Here is a 21,348-nt window from a genome sequence, read left to right as displayed (position 1 = left end):
TGGCAAGAAAAAGATGAATTGTGCGGCATAAAGGAAGCCGATTGGCGTAAAGAATGACAACAGTTGGTTGCATATGCTGATCTTAGTAGTGTATACTTAAAAGAATGAAGAAAAATGTGCCGGCAGATGAAAGGCAGATGAGAGATATGGGTGACACACCAAAGATTGAAGAAACAACATTTTATCATATTAATTATTATTTGTATGGAAAGGCATTTAAGGGAAGTTATCAGGGCATGCGGTTCCGCCTTGCCAGAAATCCGCTTGAAAATGTATTTTTTAAACCGAAAGAAGTACAGGATGCCGGAACTCTGATGGCAACGGTCTGGCCGGAACCGTTCAGTTACGAGAATACGGATGATGAAAAGAAGCTGACAAAGGAATTTCCGTTTTCGGAAGAAGGAAAACTTGCAGCGGTAGACTGGCTCAATGAGCAGTACGAGAGCCGGAAAGAAGAATGGGATGCAGCGAAGCATACAGACTGGAGCAGTTTGAGAAAATAAATGACCGAGGAATATGAAGATGATATTTGAGACACATGGACATTACGATGATGAGCAGTTTGATACAGACAGAGAGCAGTTATTAGAAGAATTTCAGAGACAGGATATCCGGTATGTTATGAATATAGGAGCTAATATTGCGACTTCAAAGGCATCTGTCGAACTGGCGCATCAATATGATTTTATCTATGCAGCGATCGGAACGCATCCGGATGATGCACCGGAGCTTTCAGATGCGGCGATCGAGATGTATCGGCAGATGGCAGTAGATGAGAAGGTAAAGGCGATCGGAGAGATCGGACTGGACTATTTCCATGAGGATGTTCCCAAAGAGGTGCAGATCCACTGGTTCCGAAAGCAGTTGGAGCTGGCAGAAGAATTGAAGCTTCCGGTTGTGATCCACAGCAGGGATGCGGCAAAGGATACCATGGATATCATGAAAGAGATGCAGGGAAGACTTTGCGGTGGCGTCATTCACTGTTTTTCATACAGTACAGAGATTGCAAGAGAATATATTAAGATGGGATATTATATCGGCGTTGGCGGCGTAGTGACATTTAACAATGGACGTAAGCTGAAAGAAGTAGTGGAAGCCATTCCGCTTACCAGTATCGTATTAGAAACGGATTCGCCGTATCTGTCACCTGTACCATTCCGTGGAAAACGGAACTCTGCCCTTAATATTCCTTATGTGGCAAAAGAGATCGCAGCATTAAAGGGAGTTACGGAAGAAGAAGTGTATGACGTGACATTTAAGAACAGTCTGAAGTTGTACAGAATGGAAGAAAATATGCAGGCAGAGGCGTAGAAAGAATGACTGCGTGATAAGATGAAAGCGTAAGAATGCATAGATGGAGGACAAGACATGGAGAAATTAAGTAACCCGCAGGTTACGATACAGACAATAAAGAAATATGAGTTTGCATTTCAGAAGAAATTCGGTCAGAATTTCCTGATCGATGACCATGTGATTACAAAAATTATAAATGCGGCAGAAATTACGAAGGACGATCTGGTACTGGAGATCGGACCGGGAATCGGAACAATGACACAGTATCTGGCAGAGTCAGCCAGAAAGGTGATCGCAGTTGAGATTGATAAAAACCTGATCCCAATCCTTGGAGAAACATTGGCAGAATATGATAATGTAACCGTTATCAACGAAGATATATTGAAGTTAGATATCAACCGGCTGGTGGAGGAAGAAAATGCAGGCAAGCCGATCAAGGTCGTTGCCAATCTGCCATATTATATTACAACTCCGATCATTATGGGCTTATTTGAAAGTCATGTACCATTACAGTCAATTACGGTCATGGTACAGAAGGAAGTAGCAGACCGGATGCAGGTAGGACCGGGATCGAAAGATTATGGTGCATTGTCACTTGCAGTCCAGTATTATGCAAAACCGTATATTGCCGCAAATGTGCCGCCAAACTGTTTTATCCCAAGACCGGGTGTAGGATCTGCGGTGATACGGCTGACCAGATATGAGGAGCCGCCGGTGACAGTAAAGGATGAGAGTCTGATGTTCAAGCTGATCCGGGCATCCTTTAACCAGAGAAGAAAGACGTTACAGAATGGAATCGCAAACAGCCCGGAGCTTCCATATTCAAAAGCACAGGTGGAGAAAGCTCTGGAAAAAATGGGACTTGCCGCAAATGTTCGGGGAGAAAGTTTAACGCTGGCAGAATTTGCAAAGTTAAGTGATATTATTTCCGAAGAATAAAGGAATAAGTTACAGTAAAAATGCATAGATACAAGTAAGGCTTGTCTTTCGGGGAGAATGTCGGACGCAGACATGACTTCCTGTCGGACAAAAATGTCAGATAGAAAAAAGAGACGGAGGTATCTATGGTTTACTGGAACAGATTTATATCATATATTTTCAGGTATCACGAATATGACAAATGCGAGAACACGGGATTTGCGAAGGTGCAGAAGCAGAATGAGAAGGGCAAGATGCAGGTGAATTTTAAGGATCAGGTCAAGAAAGAGGGGTTGTATTCGGTTTATCTGTATCGTGAGACGCTTGCAGATCCGGAGGAATATCCGGAGGCTGTGCCGGACAGCATGATTCCGGTTGTGTTGTATCTTGGAAAATTAAGCCTGAAATCCGGAAGAGGAGAAGACTGCTTTACCTTTGACTGGAATAATGTCAATCATACCGGTCGGCCGATCACAGCATGGAGCGGCATTATCATAAGACGGATGGGCGAAGAAGAAAGTGATATTTTCTGCTCCTCATGGACGGATAATATCGTGGATTACAGTCAGGCATTTGCCCGGCGGGAGGCAGCAGAAGCTGAACGGGAAAGAAGAGCAGATGTTGCAGCAACGGAGTATGATCGGAGAAGAATCGTGTCCGAGACGATGGCGGAATCAGAAAACATGGACAGCGAATCTGAGGCGGAGACAATGGCTTCAGAGGTGAAAGAAACGACACATACAGATACAGACAACCCGGAAACCGTTTTGCCGGAAACGGAGGAGTCTCCGGATGAAAAGACATTTTCCCAGACCGATGAGGAAACAGAGAAGCGGGTAACGGCAGCTGAGGTTTTAGAAACAATGAAAGAAGACGGAAGGGCAGCAGAACTGATGGCGAATCGGGAAAAACTTCCGCTTCTGCCGAATTGCCCGGATGGAGAAAATGGAGTGATCGAGTGTGTGAAGATCAATCCGAACGATATCGGACTGCTGAACATGGATAACTGGCGGCTGGGGGTGAACAGCTTTCTGACACATGGATTTTACAGCTACAAATATCTGATGCTCGGCAGGGTGCTGTTTGATGAAGAAGATACGAATGGATACATATTGGGAGTGCCGGGAGAGTATTCATCCAAAGAAAAGTATCTTGCGGGAATCTTTGGATTTGATCGTTTTATACCGGTGAAGGAGACAAGAATCAAGACCGGAAGTTTTGGTTACTGGGTGGTAGATCTGAAATAAAAAGGATTGCGGCAAAAAGCAATGTTGGTTGAATGACGGAGAATGCCGGTGTGGAGAAGAAGATGGAACAGAGTACAGAAGAAAATGTAATAGAACAAAGAATAAATGATGATCAGAATGTACGGAACAGAGAAGACGAAGAAAAAGATATATGTGCAGATCAGCAGGTGACAGAACCGGAGATATCCGATGAAGACAGGAAAATGTATGAAGCATATATGGCAAAGGCGATTAAGCTGGCGCAGAAAGCTATGTGCAGGGGGATGTTCCGATTGGCTGTGTGATCGTAAAGGATGATAAGGTGATCGCACGGGGATATAACAAGAGAAATCTGAAGAAGACAACACTGGCACATGCAGAGCTGCTTGCGATCGAGCAGGCATCAAAGAAACTCGGTGACTGGAGGTTAGAGGATTGCACGATGTATGTAACATTAGAACCGTGCCAGATGTGTGCCGGAGCTATTGTACAGGCAAGGATCCAGAAGGTTGTGATCGGCTGTATGAATAAGAAAGCCGGCTGTGCCGGTTCAATCCTGAATATGTTTGATATGCCTGCGTTTAACCATCAGGTAGAAACCGTATATGGTATCCGGCAGGAGGAGTGCAGCAGCCTGATGAAGAACTTTTTTGCAGACCTGCGGAAAGGTGTTATCTCAAAAAAATAAACAGGTTGACGTATGTGCGATCGTCATTTATAATCAAGTATGCGTCAAAATATGGCGTACAATTTAATATGTTATAAAGTTTCCATGCAACCGGGGAAGTAGCGGTGCCCTGAACCTGCAATCCGCTATAGCAGGGGTGATAGTTTTCTTGAGGGATGTCCACTGTAGGGCTGCCCTTAGTAAGTGGCGTTGATGTCTGGGTCTTGCGCAACAGGACTCTTCGAACCGTGTCAGGTCGGAGACGAAGCAGCACTAAGGAGAATCTCCTGTGTGCCGCGAGGGTGCCTGGGCTGAGCTAACTGCTAAGGTAACGCTTATGGCGGCATTTCGAGAGAAAACTGCATGGATTTTTTTGATAAAAATATTTATAAAATTTTCAAAAAAATATAGCAAATCTATATAAAAGATGCTATCATAGATAATGATACTTTCTTTTTTTATGGGAAAGTTCTGGAGAAATGATATTTAGTAGGACTTCAGATATTCTGACAGTACGAAAGATACAAAAAAGGTAGATATCAAGGGGCGAACAGAGATGAACTACGCTGATGTAATTGAGTTTGTCAAAACGCAGACCGCGGAGAATGGCAGACCGCCAAATTATGAGTTTAGAAGTAGATTCGAGCATACAATGCGCGTGTACAGATGGGCGATCAAATTACAGTCTAAATTAGGCGGTGATTTGGATATTATTGTACTTGCGGCACTTTTGCATGATATTGGATGGGATGAGAACAGACCTCACGGAGAGGTTGGAGCAGAGATTGCAGTAGAATATCTTGACAGCATAGGAGTTGATCCGGAGAAGATTGCCAAGATCGGAGAGATCATTATGATCCATGAAGAAAAGGATACAGATGCAGACCTGTCATTGGAATGCCGTATCGTTATGGATGCTGATCTTCTGGATGAGGTTGGAGCTGTCAGTGTACTTTGGGATTCAATGGCTACAGCGCTGGAGGATGACGCCAGCTATAAGAGAGCATATTACAGAATTAAAAACTTTTACAGGATTAATAAACCGAAGATCAGACGTTGTAAAACCGATGCAGGAAGAGTGGAATACAATAAGCGTATGCAGCTTCTTGAAGAATTTATCTTTCAGTTGGAAAAAGAGCTATTTTAGATTTAATAGTGTAAAGGAAATGGGAGTGTTAATATGAAAACTTTTTTGAAGATATTAGTAGCAATTATCATTGTTGGAGCATTATGTTTTGGAATTTACTGTATTCTTCCGGAAACATCTCAGATGTATGTAAAGGGAAATATTCAGTACCGTACAAATGAAACAGCTAAGACTCAGGTTGATAAGATCAAGAAAACAAAGATTCCGGGAACTGAGAAGACATTCGGTGCAGGACTTGAAGGACTTTGTAAGAGCTGTGCATGGTACTATGAAGAAGAGGCAAATGGTGACTGGATGGTTACATTCTATGGTTCAAAGGCAACAATGGATCTGACAACAGCAGGTATGGATCAGATGTATACAGAACAGCCGATGAAGGTAACATTTACAGTTCGAAATAATTCTCAGGTTGATATCGTAATGGAGATCAAGGGAGATATTCTTTCTACAGATCAGGCGAAGACAGCCGCGTATGAAAAGATTGCAAATGCAGCGAAGTAATTTAATACATACCATATAAAAAACAGGCATATATCATTTTGATATGTGCCTGTTTTTTATATGCGTTATACCGGCATTTGGTAACTGCAAGCCAACTGGTGCAGCGAACAGTCTGTATTTGACTGCTGCTGTGCTTATTTGTTATTTACCAGCTCCTCAATCATGCCGACTATAATTGAAGTGGAATCTGTAAGATTGCTCTTCTTCATTGTTTCGATGTAAGTCTGTTTGTTGTTGTATACATCATCGATCGCAGCGAATAATGTTTCGGAGGATAATTCCTCTTCCTTTATCACATAGCTGTAGCCGCTCTTTTTGAAGGATTCCGCATTTAAGATCTGGTCGCCACGGCTTGCAGCAGCGGATAACGGGATCAGGATATTCGGCTTGCGAAGGGCAAGTAATTCACAGATCGCATTTGCACCGGCACGGGAGATCACGAGATCGGCAAGAGCGAGCATGCTGCTCAGTTCCTTCTTTATATATTCATATTGAGCATAGCCCGGCTTGTTATCTAAGCTGTGATCCAGATTATCCTTACCGCAGAGATGGATCACGTTGAAACGCTCCAGCAGTTTATCAATATTTTCGCGGATCGCTCTGTTGATTACGGCACTTCCTGAGCTGCCGCCAACGATCAGGATGACAGGCTTGTTGTCTGTAAATCCGCAGAAGTTGATCGCATCAACTGCATTTCCGTTGAAAAGCTCTTTACGGATCGGAGTTCCGGTCACAACTGCCTTGCCCTCCGGGAACATATCCTTTGTCTCCGGAAAGTTACAGCATACACGGGATGCCTTTGGAAGCTCCAGCTTATTTGCAAGTCCCGGTGTCATATCAGATTCATGGATGATGACAGGGATGTTGCAGGATTTGGCTGCAAATACGACAGGAACTGTTACAAAGCCACCCTTTGAGAACACGACATCCGGCTTCAGTTCCTTCATTAACTTCTTGGCTTCGCCCATACCCTTAATAACGCGGAATGGATCCGTGAAGTTCTTAAGGTCAAAATAACGTCTGAGCTTACCGGAGGAGATTCCATGATAAGGAATGTTCAGATCCTCGATCAGCTTACGTTCCATTCCGTTATAAGAACCAATATAATGGATATCATATCCAAGCTTCTGTAATTCCGGTATCAACGCTATATTTGGTGTAACATGTCCGGCAGTTCCGCCACCGGTAAGATGATTCGTTTCATATATTTATGCCCCCTGAAGATAATTCTTAAGCGCCTTTGCTAACTGATCCGGACAGGATGTTGGCTTAAAGCTGCATGTTGTTCCTTCCAGTTTATCAATGACATCTTCTACTTTCATACCTTCGACTAAGGCACTGATACCTTTCAGGTTACCATTGCAGCCACCGGTGAAAGAAACATTTTTAACTTTTCCATCTTCTACTTCAAAATGAATATTAGTAGAGCAGGTTCCTTTTGTTTTGTAATCCATATTAAATTACCTCTTTTCTATTATAGTCCAAAATAACTATATACATTCTTAAATGGGTTCAAATCGAAACCAGTATACCAAAAATGAAAATAAAGGTAAACATTTGTCGTGTGATTTGGCTTGAAAAATCAAAAAAATCAAAACTATAATGGAACCACCCTGAATCCGGAGCGGGGTATCGGAACTGAAAACATGAAAAATTATTTGAAAAGGGGAAATGGTTATGTTTGGAACTATTTTGGAACAGAGTATTTTTTTGTATGTGATCGCGGCAACGGGAATATGTGGAATTGCAGCAAAGCTGATAATGAATGGATTTTTAAAGGGGCTGGTCAGAGAAGTCGGAAGTATGAAAAGTACAAAAAAGAAAGCACTGGTGGAGATACGAAAAAGGTACGAGGAGTTATCGTATCTTGATGTTGGTATCCGGGATACGAGATCGTTTGTCGAGAAATACATATATAAACTGAAGCTTGGTAAGAGCTACGTCAGCTCCTGGAACAGCTTCTGCAGTAATATGATGATCCTTGCCGCCGGAACAGGGCTGATCGGAACCTGGTGGGAATATCGGACAGGCAGTTCTATATTTGCAAGTACACAGATTGGCATGTGGGGCATTGTTGCATGTGGGGTTATGCAGATGGTCTACAACGTATTCAATACCCGGAGAAAATGTGAAATGCTATCAGCAGAACTTGTCAACTATATGAATAACAGCCTGGCAAACCGCCTGAAACGGGAACAGGAAAAACAGATGGAGAGCAGTAAACAGGAAGCAGAAGACAGAAGCCGGAGTGGTCTGAAACAGACAGCAGCGGCTATTATAGAGCCAAATGTGATCGATATTGATGCGGCACTGGCACAGATGGGAGAGCAGAAGGACAGACGGAGCGAGAAACAGACAGAAGCAGAGCGTAAAAAAGGACGGGAAGCGGATAGCAAGAAGAAAAACATGCAGGAGTCTGATCCTGCACGGGAAAGAATCACGGCAAAGTCGAAAAAAACAATGCGGGCAGAGCAACGCAGATCAGAGAAAAACCGGCGGCAGACGGCATCTGAAGAGCAGCAGCCTCTGAAACAGACCGCAAAGGCTGAAGAGCGGGAGGTAACGGAGGAACAGATTGCGGCGTGTGATGCATTATTTGACAAGCTGCTGCAGGGAATCAGTACAACCTGACAGGTATAGGTATAAACAGTAGAAGAAACAGCATATATTATATCCAAAATAACAATTGGAAGTGGTTGCAGTCAAAAAACTGTATGTAGTTTCGGGAATTATGATGTGTCTGTTTCTGACAGGCTGTGCCGGAATGGCAAAGAGCAGAGCTGGTAAAAACGGAAATGTAGCAACACCGGGAGACTGTCGGGTGCAGAAAGAGGGAAATCAGGAAGCTGATGGTTCCGGTGGACAAAATGACAGTACGGATGGACGAAAAGGAGGAAATGATAATGGAAGTGTAGAAGACCAGACAGAGGCGATGACGGAGGATATGACGCTGCTTCGGGATTATGATGCGGTCAGCAATAAGAAGTTTTCATGGTACATTGTACGGGATAAAAATCATGGGCTCAGTGACTGCGATCACAGTTTTTCGATCGAACAGTATGATGCATATTATGTGGATCAGGATGCAGGAGATGACAAGGTTATGTATCTGACCTTTGACTGCGGTTATGAGAACGGATATACAGAACAGATACTGGACACGTTAAAGAAGCATAATGCAAAAGCTTGTTTTTTTGTTACACAGACGTATATCAGGGATAATGTGGAGCTGGTAAAAAGAATGAAAGAGGAGGGCCACCAGGTTGGCAACCATACCGTTACCCATCCTTCCATGCCCGGTATCAGTGTGGAGAAACAGAAGGAAGAATTGCAGACCTGTGCCGATTATATGAAGGAGGCCACGGGCTACCGGATGGATCCGTATTTCAGACCGCCAAGTGGTGAGTACAGTGAAAGGGTACTCCAACTGGCAAAGGATATGGGTATAAGACCATCTTCTGGAGCATGGCATATTTGGATTATGATGTAAATAATCAGCCGGGGAAGGATTATGTGATCGAGCATTTTGATAAATATTATCATAATGGAGCGATCCCGCTCATGCATAATGTGTCGGAGTCAAATGCGCAGGCATTAGATACGGTGTTGTCAAATTTAACAGAACTTGGTTACAGATTTGTATCACTTGATGAAATGTTCGAAAAATAGTTGATTATGGGGGTTCCTTTTGCTACAATTATCCATAGCTTTGAAAAATCATATAAGCAAGGAGAGATAATAAAATGGCAAAGACAGTAAGTTTCGATTTTAAGAATGTTGCTGGTATGGCTTCCGCTGAGGACATCGCAGCTATTAAGGAAGAAGTTGTTGCAGCAAAATCAACACTTGTAAACAAGACTGGTGAAGGAAACGATTTCCTTGGATGGATCGATCTTCCGGTTGACTATGATAAGGAAGAGTTCGCCAGAATCAAGAAAGCGGCAGCTAAGATCCAGTCAGATTCAGATGTTCTGGTAGTTATCGGTATCGGCGGTTCTTACCTTGGTGCAAGAGCAGCGATCGAAGCTTTAAGACACAGCTTTTATAATTCAGTAGATAAAGAGATTCGTAAAACCCCTGAGATCTATTATGCAGGAAGTAATATCAGCAGTACCTATATGGCACATCTGTTACAGGTGATCGGAGACAGAGATTTCTCTATCAACATTATTTCCAAGTCAGGTACAACAACAGAGCCTGGTATTGCATCCAGAATTTTCAAGAAGAAATTAATTGAGAAATATGGCAAAGAAGAAGCAGCTAAGAGAATCTATGCTACAACAGATAAGGCAAAGGGAGCATTAAAGACCCTTGCTACAGAAGAAGGATATGAGACATTCGTAGTACCTGATGATGTAGGTGGACGTTTCTCAGTTCTGACAGCAGTAGGTCTTCTTCCAATCGCAGTAAGCGGAGCAGATATTGATAAGCTCATGGAAGGTGCTGCATCAGCAAGAAAGGATTGCCTTGCAGAGAACTTCGACGACAGTGATGCTATGAAGTATGCAGCAGTTCGTAATATTCTGTACAGAAAGGGCAAGTCTATCGAGATCCTTGCCAACTTTGAGCCGGCATTACATTTCGTAGCAGAATGGTGGAAGCAGTTATACGGCGAGAGCGAAGGAAAAGATGGTAAGGGATTATTCCCAACAGCAACTGACTTTACAACAGACCTTCATTCATTAGGACAGTTTATCCAGCAGGGTTCACAGAACCATTTCGAGACAGTAATCAATGTGTTACATCCAACATGTGAGATCGTTATGGAAGAAGAGGATTGTGATCTTGATGGTCTGAACTACCTTGCAGGCAAGACAGTAGATTTTGCAAATAAGAGTGCTATGAACGGAACAATTCTTGCACATGTTGATGGTGGAATCCCAATCATCCAGATTAACATCGACAAGATCGATGAGTTCACATTAGGTGAGTTGTTCTACACATTTGAGTTTGCATGTGGTATCAGTGGATACACACTTGGTGTAAATCCATTTAACCAGCCAGGTGTAGAAAGCTACAAGAAGAACATGTTCGCATTACTTGGCAAACCAGGAAACGAAGAACTTGGCAAAGAGCTTCTTTCCAGAATCAATGGTTAATAAAGTTAGATAGAAGATGACGATAAGCCGGCGGCATACGCATGAAAACGCGGATGCCGCCGGTTTTCAAAATAGTCGAAAGGTTTATTTTGAAGCACATGAAGATAGTATTTTATATAAAACAGGTGTTGAAAATGGCGATGCAGCAGGTCTATCTGCCGATGCTCTACAAACGGTATGCCGGAAAGCCGGTCGAAAAGGGGCTGGTAATTTTTGCCGATGCACATCATGAGGATCTACCTTTTTCCATGAGAAAAATGTATGAAACACTGCAGGGAGATCCAGAGTATAAGAATGAAACGTGGGTCACTGATTTTGGAAAGATGGGATATGGCAGCCTGTTAAAATGGTTGAAGCAGTTTATGAAACGGTATGCGGCCGCCGAATATGTGTTTATCTGTGATAATTTCCTTCCGGTTTCTGCCTGCACAAAACGTCCGGAGACGAAGGTTGTGCAGCTCTGGCATTCCGGAGGACTGCTTAAGAAAAGCGGATATGATACGACGGAGGATATTCCGAAGATGTATAAAGGCGGTTCGGTTTACAAAAACTATGATCTGCTGACCGTCAGTGCACTATGCTGTGTGCCGGTATTTACAAAGACGATGCGGCTTGCACCGGGTGTTGTACAGGCAACCGGGATCAGCCGTTCAGACTGTTATTATGATGAAGCGTGGAATCAGGCAAACTGTGAGGAATTCTACCGGAAATATCCAGATGCAAAAGGGAAAAAAGTCATCCTGTGGGCTCCGACATTTCGTGGAAATGCAGCTATGCCGACGCTCTGTGGAATGGAAGAAATACAGAGAGCCATGAAAGAAACCTCAGACCGGTATTACTGGGTGATCAAGCTGCATCCGCATCTGGAAGAAAAGGGAATGAAGTCGAACTGCGATCTGCCATCCGAGAAAATATTTGCAGTTGCAGATCTGCTGATCACGGATTATTCGTCGGTATTATTTGACTATATGGTATATGAGAAGCCGTTTTTATTCTTTGCACCGGATTTTGATTCCTTTGACCATGCCAGAGGATTCTATGTTCCATATGATTCTTTCCCATGCCAGATCGTATCCGATGGAACGAAGCTGGTGGCTGCGATAGACCGGGAATTCACACAGAATCGGACAGATGAGATCCGGGAATGCCTGAAATACCATATGCAAATGTGTGATGGACAGGCAACGGAGCGGATTTTGGAGGTTGTGAAAAACCTATAGTTGAATTTTTTGTGAATACGTTATAATATTAATATATCTATGCAGAATGGGATAAGTATATACAGGAACATTCTGTGAGGGGATTGCCAGACGGCAGTCCGGTTTCATGAAAATAATTAGAGAAAAAAGGAGAAAACAGTAGATGAATATAGCAATTATTTTTGCAGGTGGAAGCGGAGTAAGAATGGGAGCAGGTGTCCCAAAACAGTTTCTTGAGATCAATGGAAAGCCAATTCTGATCCATACATTACAGTTATTCCAGTATCATGATCAGATCGATGCGATCTATATTTCTGTTCTGAAGGATTATATTCCTTATGTAGAGGATCTTGCAAATGAATATCACCTTACAAAGGTAAAGCATGTATTAGCAGGTGGAGCAACTTCACAGGATTCTATTTACAACGCACTTAAGATGGCAGAGTCAGAGTGTCCGGAGGTTCTATCGTGCTGATCCATGATGGCGTTCGTCCATATGTATCTTATGATGTTATTGCAAACAATATTGCAACCGTTAAGAAATATGGAAATGCGATCACATCAACAGCCTGCTATGAAACGATTATGATCAGTGAGGATGGTATCGAGATCGATTCCGTGCCACCAAGAAAGGATACTTATTCTGCACAGGCTCCACAGTCCTTCTATCTGAAGGATATCATTGCAGCACATGATGTTGTCCGCGCTACACCAACCGGTTATGAAGGAATGGTAGATGCATGTACGATCATCAGAAGCCAGAATATCGTTGCACATATCGTAGAAGGCAACAGAGGAAATATCAAGGTAACAACACCGGAGGATGTATACATGTTCCGTGCGTTATTGCAGTATAAGGAAAATGAGCAGGCATTTGGTCTTGGAATTACAAACAAGATTGATACCAGAATGAGTCAGTATAAGAAAGACAATGAGAAATAGATCATAGACTCACATACAAATATGAATAAAGACAGGGCATTTTTCAGGATGCCCGGAAAGGATTATCTCCATGAATGATAACAGACATACAGACACCAGACATGAAATATATTTACAGATGCCGCTTTATGTGATCGCATTATTTGTACTTTGTGATATCTGGATGCTGACGGTCAGTGTTGTTGCAGGAATTGTAGGGATCATATTTACTGCAGTGTACTCGGTTGTGGTGATAGTCCTTTATATTTCTTCCAGAGTGTCCAGTGAAGCCGCATATGCAAATCGTGCAATGGAAAATGGGCGGGTTCAGAAAGATCTGATCCGTGAGTTCCCGATTCCATATGCGATACTGGATAAGACAGGCAGGCTCGCATGGGTGAATGATGAATTTGCTCATATTACGAACACCAGCAAGCGGAAGCTGATGCGTCTGACTGCGATGCAGGTATTTGAGGGACTGCCCCATGAGATGATACCGGGTGAGTGTGATGAGCCGGTACATGCGGATATTGAATACGATGGAAAAGAGTACAGGGTTGAGATTAAGAATATCCGGGTAAATCCGGATGGACCGGTAGACAGTGTCCAGGAACAGGAGACCTCAGAACATGAGGAGGAAATGGAGAATCTGCCGGTTACAGAGGACCAGCCACAGGAGAAGAAAACGATCAAACGGAAAAAACATACAGGAGTTACAAACTTCACCGCTATGTATCTGTTTGATATGACAGAACGGAATAAACTGGCAAAAGAGAATGAAGAGCAGAAGCTGGTGACCGGTCTGATCTACATTGATAATTACGATGAGATATTTGATGACCTGGAAGAGGTAAGACATTCTCTGCTGGTTGCTCTCGTCGATCGAAAGATCAATAAATATATGGCAAACGTAGATGCCATTGTACGTTCCTTTGAGAAGGACAAGTACATGTTTGTCATGCCGAAAAAATATCTTCCACAGCTTCAGGAGAATAAGTTTGCGCTGCTGGATGAAGTAAAAGCAATCAATATCGGAAATGATCTTCCATTGACGCTTTCAATCAGTCTGGGCACGGAATATAAGAGCTTTATAGAAGATTTTGAAGCTGCCCGTTCTGCAATGGAACTTGCACTTGGACGAGGTGGTGATCAGGTTGTATTAAAGTCGAATGACAAGATCACTTATTACGGCGGACGTAGTCAGGGTACTGAGAAATCAACCAGAGTAAAAGCCCGTGTTAAGACCCTGGCATTCAAGGAATTACTGGAAACAAAAGAAAAAGTTATCATTATGGCGCACAAGAATCCCGATATGGATGCATTTGGATCGGCGATCGGTGTATACCGGATGGTAAATTCCATGAATAAGGAGGCACATATCGTAATCAATGAAGTGTCCTCTGCCATCAGTCCGATCTATGGTAATTTTACTGCCAACAGTATGTATGGGGATGATATGATCATCAACAATGAGCAGGCGATCGAGATGATCAATGCTGATACCATGCTGGTTGTTGTGGATGTCAATAATCCAAGTCTGACGGAATGTGAGGAGCTGATCTCCTATGCAAAGACGGTAGTTGTATTCGACCATCACAGACAGACCAAGGATGTCATTGCTAATGCAACCCTTTCTTATGTAGAACCATTCGCATCATCTGCATGTGAAATGATCGCAGAGATGTTGCAGTACATGGATGAAAAAATTAAGCTGCGTCCGTCCGAGGCGGATGCTATGTATGCCGGGATCCTGATCGATACGGATAATTTCCTGACAAAGACAGGCGTGCGTACCTTTGAAGCGGCCGCATATTTAAGAAGAAGCGGTGCGGATGTTATGCGTGTCCGTAAGATGTTCCGGAGTGATATTGATTCTTACAGACAGAAGGCAGATGGTGTCAGAAATGCCGAGATGGTTCTCGGAATGTTTGCGGTATCTGTATTTGAACCGAAAGAAGGTCCGGAGTCACCGATCGTATTGACAGCGAAGGTGGCAAACGAGATGTTAAATATAGCAGGCGTGCGTGCCTCCTTTGTCATTGCACAGCTTGGAGATGATGTTAAGATATCAGCCCGGTCGATCGATGATGTAAATGTACAGATCATCATGGAACGTATGGGTGGCGGTGGCCATGCGAATATTGCAGCCGCACAGTTTACGAATACAACAAAGGAAGAAGTAAAGGAACAGCTTGTCAATTTACTTGAGGAGATGTACAAGGAAGGAGATATTTAATATGAAGGTTATCTTACTGGAAGATGTAAAGAGTCTCGGAAAAAAAGGAGAGCTGGTAAATGTCAGTGACGGTCATGCCAGAAATTATATCATCCCGAGAAAGCTGGGACTTGAGGCAACACCTAAGAACCTGAATGATTATAAGTTAAAGAAAGCGCATGAAGAAAAGGTTGCAGCAGAGAATCTTGCAGCAGCAAAGGCGCTGGCAGCAGAGCTTGAAAAGGCATCTGTAGCCGTCGGTATCAAGGTAGGAGAAGGCGGAAGGGCATTTGGTTCTGTATCCTCCAAGGAGATCTCAGATGCGATCAAGAGCCAGTTGCATTATGATATTGATAAAAAGAAAATCGTGCTGAAGGATGCGATCAAAGCAATGGGAACATTTACTGTTAAGATCAAGCTGCATCCACAGGTACAGGCAGAGCTAACAGTAAAGGTAGAAGAGGCTGACTAATGGAAGACGCATTTATCAGGAAGAAACAACCATATAACCTGGATGCAGAACAGTCAGTTATCGGTTCTATGATCATGGATCGTGATGCGATCGTAGACGTATCGGATATACTTACGAAGGAAGACTTTTACAGTGCACAGAATGCGATTCTGTATGAGAACATGATCGAGCTGTTCAAGGAAGGAATGGCGGTCGATCTGATCACGTTGAATAACCGGCTCCGGGAGAAGAATATTCCGGAAGATGTGGCGGGTATGAGTTATATTGCAGATATCATAGCCGCAGTGCCAACCTCGGCAAATGCCAAGTATTATGCGAAGATCGTAGCAGATAAAGCGGTGCTTCGCCGTATGATCAAGATGTGTGAGGATGTTGAAAAGGACTGTTATCTGGATACGGATGACGTGGATGGTCTGCTTGAGACAGCAGAGAGTGGGATCTACAAGATCGTACAGCAGAGAAACGGTGCAAATGATTTTGCGTCGATCGATTCGATCGTATTAGATGTTATCGATCAGATCGAGGCAGCATCCAGACAGAACACCAGAGTTACCGGTGTGCCGACCGGGTTTATCGATCTGGATAATATGCTGACAGGTCTGCATGGATCGGAACTGATCCTAGTAGCGGCTCGTCCTGCTATGGGTAAAACTGCATTTGTCTTAAATATCGCACATCATGTAGCTGTAAAGAAGCGTATTCCGGTTGCAATATTCAGTTTGGAAATGTCGAAGGAACAGTTGGTAACACGTATGATCGCGCTGGATTCACTTGTTAATTCACAGAAGATCCAGACGGGACAGCTTGTAGATGATGAATGGGATAAGATCATGGAGAGTACAGAGGTTATTGCTGATGCTCCGATCTTTGTTGATGATAATTCTGCGATCACGGTAGCCGACCTGCGTTCCAAATGCAGAAAATTAAAACAGAACAACGACCTGGGTCTTATCATCATCGACTATTTGCAGTTGATGAGCACGAACAAGCATGTAGAGTCCAGACAGCAGTTTATTTCTGATACATCGCGAGCATTAAAGGTGCTTGCAAGGGAACTGAATGTTCCGGTTATTACCCTGTCACAGTTGAACCGTGCAGTTGACTCCAGACCGGATCATAAGCCGGTGCTTGCCGATCTGCGTGAATCCGGTGCAATCGAGCAGGATGCCGATGTTGTTATGTTCATCTATCGTGATGATTATTACAATCCGGATACCGAGAAAAAAGGTATCGCTGAGATCATCATCGCAAAACAGAGAAAAGGTGCGACAGGTTCCGTTGATCTTGTATGGATGCAGGATTACACGAAGTTTGCAAATAAAGAGCACCCGCAGATGTAACGGATCAGAAAAAAGATATTAATACGGAATGTATAAATATAAATCGAGAAAGAAAGTCCGAATAAATCGGAAGATCAGAGGAGAAAATTAAAATGGTAGTAGAACCAAGAGTAAAGGATTATATCTGTACCACCGCTCATCCGGTTGGTTGTGCAGAAAATGTAAAGAATCAGATCAAGTATGTAAAGGCACAGCCAAAGGTTGAGGGACCAAAGAAGGTACTTGTGATCGGAGCATCGACCGGATATGGACTCGCTTCCAGAATCGCAGTTGCATTTGGCTATGATGCAGATACACTTGGTGTTATGTTCGAGAAGGAATCCAATGGAAGAAGAACAGCGACTGCAGGCTTCTATAATACAAGAGCATTTGAAGAAGAAGCAAAGAAGGATGGGCTGTATGCAAAATCCATCAACGGAGATGCATTCTCACTGGAGATCAAACAACAGGTAATTGATACGATCAAGGCAGATCTTGGAACTGTCGATATGGTTATTTACAGCCTTGCAGCACCAAGACGTGTAACGCCGGATGGACATAAGTATTCTTCTGTACTTAAGACTGTAGGTGAGGAGTATTCCAATAAGACTTTAGTTCTGAAGGACAATACAGTAACAATGGCACATATCCCGGCAGCAACCGAGGAAGAAATCGAGAACACCATCAAGGTTATGGGTGGTGAGGACTGGATCGACTGGATGCAGGCATTATCAGATGCAGGTGTTCTGGCAGAGCATGTGACAACTGTTGCATATTCTTATATCGGACCAAAGATCACATTCCCAATCTATGCGGAAGGTTCGATCGGTATGGCAAAGAAGGATCTGTACAGATCAAGTGATATCATCAATGAGAAGTTTGCAAATGTTACATCTTATATTGCAATCAACAAGGCACTTGTAACACAGTCCAGTGCAGCAATTCCTGTTGTTCCGTTATACATCACGCTGTTATATAAGCAGATGAAGGCAAAGGGTGTTCATGAGGGCTGTATCGAGCAGATGGCAAGACTTTTCCTTGATAAGATGGCTGGAGAAGCAGAGACAGACGAGAATGGATTTATTCGTATGGATGACTGGGAAATGGCAGATGACATTCAGGAAGCAGTTGCAAAGAACTGGGATGCGGTTACCAGCGAAAATGTAAAAGAGCTTGCAGATATCGATGGATACTGGGATGAGTTCTACAATATGTTCGGATTTAAGATCGATGGTGTAGATTACAGTGCAGATGTAGATATTATGTAAGGAAACAATTGTGACAATAGACGGGTTCATCGGAAGGTGGATCCGTTTTTTACTTTATTCACAAAATATGTTCTGTAAAAAAGCGTTCCGGTCAGGTGTGAAAACCGCAAGGGTTTGGGCAAGGGTTTGGTTTTTATGTCTGAAAGGTTTGCTATACAAAAACAGGAATAAATAATATAATCTATAAGCGTCAGGGTTATGGGGGTATGTATGAAACAAATGAATAACGAGATAATTTATCCACGATCGGAAGAAGAAGTGTTGCTGATATTAGCGACAGCAAAAAAAGAAGGCCATCTGTTAGAGATTATTTTTGATGAGTTTGTGAAGAAACCATTTTCCATGCCGGTGCTTTGGGGGTGCCGGGCATATTTCTACGGGCTGAAAAAAGAAGAGCTGTCCGCACATCCGGTTCTGTTTACTCATCTTGCATTGCTATCTGCTATGGATGGGGACTTGAGTCAGGCAAAAGCATATGTACAGTTTATGGGGAAGACACCGCGGCTGGTGAAAATGGATACATATGATATGATGGATATTTGTCGTATCAAAACAGAACTTGTCATGCCATATATAAGTGATGCAATGTTTTTTCGGATCGTAAGCTTTCTAATTGAAGAAAATCTGGTGCCCGTGATGGGTCTTACGCTTTCAGCATGCAGACCAAGTATACTGAATGGTTTTCGCGACTTTACAAGATATGGAAAATATCTGAAAAAAAGCAAGGACGAGATAACAGAAGCCGCATGCCGATTATATGGTGGAAGTGTTGGACAGAAAGTGTATGAGATCATGCTGGCAGAATGGTATTATCAGAACAATAATTGTTTTGAAGCACTGATTCTTGTGACCGGAACGATTCCGTTGATCGAGCAGGAGAAGGATATGCGTTGTCTGTTTGTGGCACTTGCACTTCAGATGAAGATCCTTTTGGTAAATGGACAGACAAAAGCTGCACGTCCTTTGGTGGAAAAGATTCGGAAACGGATACAGATTACGGGATGGGATGAATTAACTTCAAGTCTGAATGCGATCGAATGTCTTGGTGCCTGTTATGATGGGCGACTACAGGATGTAGAGCGTTGGTTAGATGATATAGCACCGGATGAGAATAAGGGCATCTTCATGATGGATATGTATGCATGGATGGTTAAGGTGCGATGTTATATACAGACAGGCAAATATATGGCTGCCTATGTATTGACACACCAGCTTATTGCATTGTTGATTCCGGGCAGACGTTATATGGATTTGTGTGAATGCTATATGTTGTCAGCTATCATATATTATAAGATGAAGAATATGGAAGGCATGTGTGAGGAGCTTTCCAAGGCCATTGCGCTTGCAAAAAGGTGTGGTTATATCAGACTGCTTGCGGACACAGGCAATTGTATGGTACAAATGCTGGCAATTTATCAGAAAGAATATGAAGAAGATTCCTTCATAAGTGAGATTAAAGAACTTGCATATTCGGTCGGTACTTATTTCCCTGATTATTTAAAATCTCCATATGAATATTATGAACCTCTGACTCAGATGGAAGAAAAAGTCTTTCGTTTGATGGCACAGGGCTTAAGTAATGATGATATTGCACGACAACTGGGCAAAAAGACGGGAACCGTGAAGTTCCATAGTTGTAATATCTTTCGTAAGCTGCAGGTTCCGACGCGTCAGGAGGCAGTCGAACGCGGTCGGGAGATTGGTCTGTTATAAAACAGACGCTTTAATATATAAGAGCATTTGGCTCTTTTATATAAAAAAATAAAAAGGAGGAAATAAGATTGAAACAGAAAATTAAATTTGTGAAGCGTTTCATGTCAGTGGTAGTGGCTGCAACTATGGTGTTTGCAATGGTTGCAGGTATCGGTAACTTTTTTCCGAATATAAAGTCGGAAGCGGCGACACGTCAGACACTGTATATCTGTGATATTAAATCCGGTGGATTTGGTGCCAATTATGCAGGATATACAAGACTGTCTATTGATGGAAATGCGGGAAATGTAAACAGGGGATGTGGTAAAGGTTCAGATGAATACATCTGGGTAAAGACGACCACAGATCCGGCACAGGCATATACAAGGATATGGTCTGTATGGCAGAATAATTCAGGTACTTCAAGCAGTCTTGACGGATATAGCGTTGAGAGAAAGACGGGTGACCTGAATGATGGTGTAGGTTCAAAATCCGGTTATATCTACATCTATGCAACAAAGGACAGGAATGCTGGAGATCCAATCTCATCACTTGGTATCTGGAATGACACTGATAAAAAGCTGCAGTATGCCGGAGGAAATTCAGGAAGCAGTCTTAAAAGCCAGAATGCAGAGAGGGTCGAGAATGTTGACAGCAACTGGAACAAGATTGATGGAGATCTCAATAAAAATGCCGGAGGTGCATATATTTATCTTTATTGTAAGAGAGCACCTTATGTGATTCCAAATGATATAAGGATTACTTTTGATGGTGAATATCATAGGGGATATGTAGAGTCAAAGACATCCGGCGTATCGATCTCATATGATAATACCGGTATGTATCAGGTAGGAAGTAATACTACAAAATATGCGGTGTCAAAATCCGGTATGGAGACAGCATATGGTACATTTACAAATACGATCGCTGATCCATATGGCTATGACAAATACACGAAGCTGGAGGATGGACTCTGGCTTGGAGTAAAGAGCACAGCGGAAACAGCAACAAAAGATGACTATTCTTATTCGGAGACGGATGGACTTACGATCAAATCTGATAAGGAGATGATCCTGTTCGGAACAAAATCCGGTAAGGTTATGAAGGGTCAGATCAAGGCAGCAGGGGATATTGATGTGAATCTTGCGATCCGTAGTCTGACGATCACACGGAATACTCAGGGGGCAGCGATCACAGTAAATCCGGCAGAGGGTAAGACCGTGACGATCACTGCTTACGGAACAAACAATCTGACATCATCGGGAGCTTATGCAGCGATCCAGAAGAATGGAGCGGTAAGCTGGTACTGACTTCTACGACGAAAGGTACTATAAATGCAACTGCCGGTAACAATGCGACATATGGAGCAGCCGGTATCGGTGGTGGTACAGACAAAACCTTAAAGGTTGTT

Annotated in this window: 23 protein-coding genes and 1 other RNA gene; 22 read left to right on the top strand and 2 right to left on the bottom strand. The window is 43.0% G+C overall.

Annotated features, from left to right (window positions below; translation table 11 throughout):
* The first annotated feature begins 116 nt into the window (after window positions 1–116).
* The 9 genes from DW959_RS06335 to DW959_RS06300 all read left to right on the top strand — a co-directional run bounded on the left by DW959_RS06335 (window position 117) and on the right by DW959_RS06300 (window position 5,752).
* On the top strand, window positions 117–503 hold the full coding sequence (locus DW959_RS06335; RefSeq protein WP_243023362.1) for a hypothetical protein: 387 nt from the start codon (window positions 117–119) through the stop codon (window positions 501–503).
* Between the two features lie 19 nt (window positions 504–522).
* Window positions 523–1,311: a TatD family hydrolase gene (locus DW959_RS06330; RefSeq protein WP_242997307.1), complete on the top strand. Its 789-nt coding sequence runs from the start codon at window positions 523–525 to the stop codon at window positions 1,309–1,311.
* 57 nt (window positions 1,312–1,368) lie between these two features.
* Window positions 1,369–2,232, top strand: coding sequence for a 16S rRNA (adenine(1518)-N(6)/adenine(1519)-N(6))-dimethyltransferase RsmA (gene rsmA / locus DW959_RS06325; RefSeq protein ID WP_021944635.1), 864 nt, complete (start codon window positions 1,369–1,371; stop codon window positions 2,230–2,232).
* A gap of 125 nt (window positions 2,233–2,357) precedes the next feature.
* Window positions 2,358–3,458: a DUF6128 domain-containing protein gene (locus DW959_RS06320; RefSeq protein ID WP_117822390.1), complete on the top strand. Its 1,101-nt coding sequence runs from the start codon at window positions 2,358–2,360 to the stop codon at window positions 3,456–3,458.
* A 50-nt stretch (window positions 3,459–3,508) separates the two neighbouring features.
* Window positions 3,509–3,742 carry a hypothetical protein gene (locus DW959_RS15085; protein WP_347475334.1) on the top strand — a complete coding sequence of 78 codons (234 nt, stop codon included), beginning with the start codon at window positions 3,509–3,511 and terminating at the stop codon, window positions 3,740–3,742.
* Window positions 3,712–4,125 (top strand): nucleoside deaminase, encoded by a 414-nt coding sequence (locus DW959_RS06315; protein WP_347475333.1) that lies wholly within the window; start codon window positions 3,712–3,714, stop codon window positions 4,123–4,125. Before DW959_RS15085 ends, DW959_RS06315 begins: the two co-directional genes overlap by 31 nt.
* Before the next feature lie 82 nt (window positions 4,126–4,207).
* An RNA gene (gene ffs / locus DW959_RS06310) (signal recognition particle sRNA large type) lies at window positions 4,208–4,471 on the top strand.
* A 189-nt stretch (window positions 4,472–4,660) separates the two neighbouring features.
* Window positions 4,661–5,251, top strand: a complete 591-nt coding sequence (locus DW959_RS06305) for an HD domain-containing protein (RefSeq protein WP_021944638.1) — start codon at window positions 4,661–4,663, stop codon at window positions 5,249–5,251.
* Between the two features lie 33 nt (window positions 5,252–5,284).
* The gene (locus tag DW959_RS06300; RefSeq protein WP_021944639.1) at window positions 5,285–5,752 is read left to right on the top strand and encodes a hypothetical protein; all 468 of its coding nucleotides are present in this window, start codon (window positions 5,285–5,287) and stop codon (window positions 5,750–5,752) included.
* 134 nt (window positions 5,753–5,886) lie between these two features.
* Here DW959_RS06300 and DW959_RS06295 read toward each other — a convergent pair whose 3' ends face one another.
* Complete coding sequence (locus DW959_RS06295; protein WP_118615701.1) at window positions 5,887–6,960, bottom strand: undecaprenyldiphospho-muramoylpentapeptide beta-N-acetylglucosaminyltransferase; 1,074 nt, start codon at window positions 6,958–6,960, stop codon at window positions 5,887–5,889.
* Entirely contained in the window at window positions 6,961–7,206 is a 246-nt protein-coding gene (locus DW959_RS06290) for a TIGR03905 family TSCPD domain-containing protein (RefSeq protein WP_008402427.1), read from the bottom strand.
* 223 nt (window positions 7,207–7,429) lie between these two features.
* Here DW959_RS06290 and DW959_RS06285 point away from each other — a divergent pair, with 223 nt between their 5' ends.
* From DW959_RS06285 to DW959_RS06235, 13 genes are all read left to right on the top strand, one after another.
* Window positions 7,430–8,383 carry a hypothetical protein gene (locus DW959_RS06285; RefSeq protein ID WP_117822388.1) on the top strand — a complete coding sequence of 318 codons (954 nt, stop codon included), beginning with the start codon at window positions 7,430–7,432 and terminating at the stop codon, window positions 8,381–8,383.
* A gap of 133 nt (window positions 8,384–8,516) precedes the next feature.
* Window positions 8,517–9,242: a polysaccharide deacetylase family protein gene (locus tag DW959_RS06280; RefSeq protein WP_243023361.1), complete on the top strand. Its 726-nt coding sequence runs from the start codon at window positions 8,517–8,519 to the stop codon at window positions 9,240–9,242.
* Window positions 9,227–9,421, top strand: coding sequence for a hypothetical protein (locus DW959_RS14555; protein ID WP_243023360.1), 195 nt, complete (start codon window positions 9,227–9,229; stop codon window positions 9,419–9,421). The genes DW959_RS06280 and DW959_RS14555 overlap by 16 nt, the downstream gene beginning before the upstream one ends.
* A 74-nt stretch (window positions 9,422–9,495) precedes the next feature.
* A complete protein-coding gene (locus tag DW959_RS06275) occupies window positions 9,496–10,851 on the top strand; it encodes a glucose-6-phosphate isomerase (protein ID WP_008402430.1) in 1,356 nt (451 codons plus the stop codon).
* A 134-nt stretch (window positions 10,852–10,985) separates the two neighbouring features.
* A complete protein-coding gene (locus tag DW959_RS06270; protein ID WP_181983885.1) occupies window positions 10,986–12,071 on the top strand; it encodes a CDP-glycerol glycerophosphotransferase family protein in 1,086 nt (361 codons plus the stop codon).
* 142 nt (window positions 12,072–12,213) lie between these two features.
* Window positions 12,214–12,525: a 2-C-methyl-D-erythritol 4-phosphate cytidylyltransferase gene (locus DW959_RS15080; RefSeq protein ID WP_347475332.1), complete on the top strand. Its 312-nt coding sequence runs from the start codon at window positions 12,214–12,216 to the stop codon at window positions 12,523–12,525.
* Entirely contained in the window at window positions 12,501–12,992 is a 492-nt protein-coding gene (locus DW959_RS15075) for a 2-C-methyl-D-erythritol 4-phosphate cytidylyltransferase (protein WP_347475331.1), read from the top strand. Before DW959_RS15080 ends, DW959_RS15075 begins: the two co-directional genes overlap by 25 nt.
* 70 nt (window positions 12,993–13,062) lie before the next feature.
* On the top strand, window positions 13,063–15,207 hold the full coding sequence (locus DW959_RS06260; protein WP_117822386.1) for a DHH family phosphoesterase: 2,145 nt from the start codon (window positions 13,063–13,065) through the stop codon (window positions 15,205–15,207).
* A 1-nt stretch (window position 15,208) separates the two neighbouring features.
* Window positions 15,209–15,658 (top strand): 50S ribosomal protein L9, encoded by a 450-nt coding sequence (gene rplI / locus DW959_RS06255; protein WP_021944646.1) that lies wholly within the window; start codon window positions 15,209–15,211, stop codon window positions 15,656–15,658.
* A complete protein-coding gene (gene dnaB / locus DW959_RS06250; RefSeq protein WP_021944647.1) occupies window positions 15,658–16,998 on the top strand; it encodes a replicative DNA helicase in 1,341 nt (446 codons plus the stop codon). The genes rplI and dnaB overlap by 1 nt, the downstream gene beginning before the upstream one ends.
* Before the next feature lie 92 nt (window positions 16,999–17,090).
* Complete coding sequence (fabV, locus tag DW959_RS06245; protein ID WP_117808051.1) at window positions 17,091–18,245, top strand: enoyl-ACP reductase FabV; 1,155 nt, start codon at window positions 17,091–17,093, stop codon at window positions 18,243–18,245.
* Window positions 18,246–18,455: 210 nt separating this feature from the next.
* Window positions 18,456–19,958 (top strand): LuxR C-terminal-related transcriptional regulator, encoded by a 1,503-nt coding sequence (locus DW959_RS06240; RefSeq protein WP_182427484.1) that lies wholly within the window; start codon window positions 18,456–18,458, stop codon window positions 19,956–19,958.
* Window positions 19,959–20,026: 68 nt separating this feature from the next.
* The gene (locus DW959_RS06235) at window positions 20,027–21,247 is read left to right on the top strand and encodes a hypothetical protein (protein WP_118615699.1); all 1,221 of its coding nucleotides are present in this window, start codon (window positions 20,027–20,029) and stop codon (window positions 21,245–21,247) included.
* Window positions 21,248–21,348 lie beyond the last annotated feature (101 nt).

It is taken from the genome of Clostridium sp. AM46-21 (genome assembly GCF_003480025.1).
Lineage (GTDB): Bacteria > Bacillota > Clostridia > Lachnospirales > Lachnospiraceae > Coprococcus > Coprococcus ammoniilyticus.
The sequence above is the reverse complement of the archived record's forward strand: the minus strand, read 5'-3'. Positions and strand labels throughout refer to the sequence as shown.

What these genes read in the sequence shown, in the direction of transcription:
- rsmA (WP_021944635.1), top strand. Translation starts at nt 1,369, where the DNA reads ATGGAGAAATTAAGTAACCCGCAGGTTACGATACAGACAATAAAGAAA.
- DW959_RS06290 (WP_008402427.1), bottom strand. Translation starts at nt 7,206, where the DNA reads ATGGATTACAAAACAAAAGGAACCTGCTCTACTAATATTCATTTTGAA.
- DW959_RS06305 (WP_021944638.1), top strand. Translation starts at nt 4,661, where the DNA reads ATGAACTACGCTGATGTAATTGAGTTTGTCAAAACGCAGACCGCGGAG.
- DW959_RS06270 (WP_181983885.1), top strand. Translation starts at nt 10,986, where the DNA reads ATGGCGATGCAGCAGGTCTATCTGCCGATGCTCTACAAACGGTATGCC.
- fabV (WP_117808051.1), top strand. Translation starts at nt 17,091, where the DNA reads ATGGTAGTAGAACCAAGAGTAAAGGATTATATCTGTACCACCGCTCAT.
- DW959_RS06300 (WP_021944639.1), top strand. Translation starts at nt 5,285, where the DNA reads ATGAAAACTTTTTTGAAGATATTAGTAGCAATTATCATTGTTGGAGCA.
- DW959_RS06330 (WP_242997307.1), top strand. Translation starts at nt 523, where the DNA reads ATGATATTTGAGACACATGGACATTACGATGATGAGCAGTTTGATACA.
- DW959_RS06275 (WP_008402430.1), top strand. Translation starts at nt 9,496, where the DNA reads ATGGCAAAGACAGTAAGTTTCGATTTTAAGAATGTTGCTGGTATGGCT.
- rplI (WP_021944646.1), top strand. Translation starts at nt 15,209, where the DNA reads ATGAAGGTTATCTTACTGGAAGATGTAAAGAGTCTCGGAAAAAAAGGA.
- DW959_RS06285 (WP_117822388.1), top strand. Translation starts at nt 7,430, where the DNA reads ATGTTTGGAACTATTTTGGAACAGAGTATTTTTTTGTATGTGATCGCG.
- DW959_RS06240 (WP_182427484.1), top strand. Translation starts at nt 18,456, where the DNA reads ATGAAACAAATGAATAACGAGATAATTTATCCACGATCGGAAGAAGAA.
- DW959_RS06320 (WP_117822390.1), top strand. Translation starts at nt 2,358, where the DNA reads ATGGTTTACTGGAACAGATTTATATCATATATTTTCAGGTATCACGAA.
- DW959_RS15080 (WP_347475332.1), top strand. Translation starts at nt 12,214, where the DNA reads ATGAATATAGCAATTATTTTTGCAGGTGGAAGCGGAGTAAGAATGGGA.
- DW959_RS06280 (WP_243023361.1), top strand. Translation starts at nt 8,517, where the DNA reads ATGGCAAAGAGCAGAGCTGGTAAAAACGGAAATGTAGCAACACCGGGA.
- DW959_RS06260 (WP_117822386.1), top strand. Translation starts at nt 13,063, where the DNA reads ATGAATGATAACAGACATACAGACACCAGACATGAAATATATTTACAG.
- dnaB (WP_021944647.1), top strand. Translation starts at nt 15,658, where the DNA reads ATGGAAGACGCATTTATCAGGAAGAAACAACCATATAACCTGGATGCA.